General features: G+C 70.9%; 3 protein-coding genes. 2 read left to right on the top strand and 1 reads right to left on the bottom strand.

What is annotated here, in order from left to right; genetic code table 11:
• Both A5646_RS24235 and tatB read left to right on the top strand, forming a co-directional pair.
• Positions 1-598 (top strand): S1C family serine protease (locus A5646_RS24235; protein ID WP_156765688.1); only part of this gene is annotated, 598 nt, incomplete at its 5' end.
• Complete coding sequence (gene tatB / locus A5646_RS24230) at positions 598-1014, top strand: Sec-independent protein translocase protein TatB (protein ID WP_066873539.1); 417 nt, start codon at positions 598-600, stop codon at positions 1012-1014. The genes A5646_RS24235 and tatB, both read left to right, overlap by 1 nt.
• A 4-nt stretch (positions 1015-1018) precedes the next feature.
• Here tatB and A5646_RS24225 read toward each other — a convergent pair.
• Positions 1019-1733: P-loop NTPase (locus A5646_RS24225; protein ID WP_156765687.1), on the bottom strand; the 715-nt coding region annotated here is incomplete at its 5' end.

Here is a 1733-nt window from a genome sequence, read left to right as displayed (position 1 = left end):
GGTGGGCGACGAGGTGCTGGCCGCGGGTGCGCCGCTGGGGCTGCGCAGCACCGTCACGCACGGCATCATCAGCGCGCTGCACCGGCCGGTGCCGCTGTCGGGCGAGGGCTCGGACACCGACACCGTGATCGACGCGCTGCAGACCGACGCGTCGATCAACCACGGGAACTCCGGCGGCCCGCTGATCGACATGGACTCCCAGGTGATCGGCATCGACACCGCCGGTAAGTCGTTGTCCGACAGCGCAAGCGGGCTGGGCTTCGCCATCCCGATCAACGAGGCCAAGCAGGTCGCCCAGACGCTGATCAAGGACGGCAAGATCGTCCACCCGACGCTGGGGGTCAGCACCCGGTCGGTGAGCAACGCGATCGCCTCCGGCGCCCAGGTGGCCAACGTCAAGGCCGGCAGCCCCGCGCAGAAGGGCGGCGTCCTGGAGAACGACGTCGTCGTCAAGGTCGGCAATCGCAAGGTCGCCGACGCCGACGAGTTCGTCGTCGCGGTGCGGCAGTTGACCATTGGCCAGGACTCGCCGATCGAGGTCGTCCGCGACGGCCGGCACGTCACGCTGACGGTCAAGCCAGACCCTGACCAAAGCTGATGTTCGGCAGCCTGAGCTGGGAGCACATGCTCGTCCTCGTCGTGGTCGGGCTGGTGGTCCTCGGGCCAGAGCGGCTGCCGGGTGCCATCCGGTGGACGTCCAACGCCTTGCGTCAGGCGCGCGACTACCTCAGCGGGGTAACCAGTCAGCTGCGTGAGGACCTCGGCCCCGAGTTCGACGATCTGCGCGTTCCGCTGAGCGAGCTGCAGAAGCTGCGGGGCATGACACCGCGCGCGGCGCTGACCAAGCATCTGCTGGACGGCGACGATTCGTTCCTGACCGGAGCCTTCGACAAACCGGCGAACGGCGCCCCGCCGCAAGCCCCGCACCCGGCCCCGCCCGCCGCGAACGGCCAGGCACTGGCGGCCGAACAGCAGTCCGGCGGTCACACGCCGTTCGATACCGACGCGACCTGAACCGTCAGCGCCGGGTCGGATCGAGCCCGAGCGATACGCCGGCCAGCCCGCGCTTGCGTGACGACAAGCTGTCGGCCACCCCGCGCAGCGCCTTGCCGACCGGCGAATCGGGCGCGCTCAGCACCAGCGGCGTGCCGGAGTCGCCCGCGGCCACCAGCTCGGGATCCAGCGGGACCTGACCCAGCAGTGGCACGTCGGCGCCCACCGCACGGGTCAGCCGCTCGGCCACCTGCCGGCCGCCGCCCTCGCCGAACACCTGCAGCGTGGAACCGTCGGGCAGGGTGAGGCCGGACATGTTCTCCACCACGCCGACGACGCGCTGACGGGTCTGCAGCGCGATGCTGCCGGCCCGCTCGGCGACCTCGGCCGCGGCCAGCTGCGGCGTCGTCACCACCAGGATCTCGGCGTTGGGAATCAGCTGCGCCACCGAGATGGCGATGTCGCCGGTGCCCGGCGGCAGGTCGAGCAGCAGCACGTCCAGGTCACCCCAGTACACGTCGGCCAGGAACTGCTGCAGCGCCCGGTGCAGCATCGGCCCGCGCCACACCACCGGGGTGTTGCCCTCGGTGAACTGGGCGATGGAGATGACCCGCACCTCGTGCGCGATGGGCGGCAGGATCATCGACTCGACCTGGGTGGGCCGGTCGGTGGTGCCCATCATCCGGGGGATCGAATGGCCGTGGATGTCGGCGTCCAGCACACCGACCGACAGGCCGCGG

Origin of the sequence: Mycobacterium sp. 1245499.0, from assembly GCF_001673615.1 — a bacterium.
GTDB lineage: Bacteria > Actinomycetota > Actinomycetes > Mycobacteriales > Mycobacteriaceae > Mycobacterium > Mycobacterium europaeum_A.
Note: the sequence above shows the minus strand (reverse complement) of the source record. Positions and strands in the feature narration are given on the sequence as shown.

Coding starts and splice junctions, on each gene's coding strand:
- tatB (WP_066873539.1), top strand. CDS start 598: ATGTTCGGCAGCCTGAGCTGGGAGCACATGCTCGTCCTCGTCGTGGTC.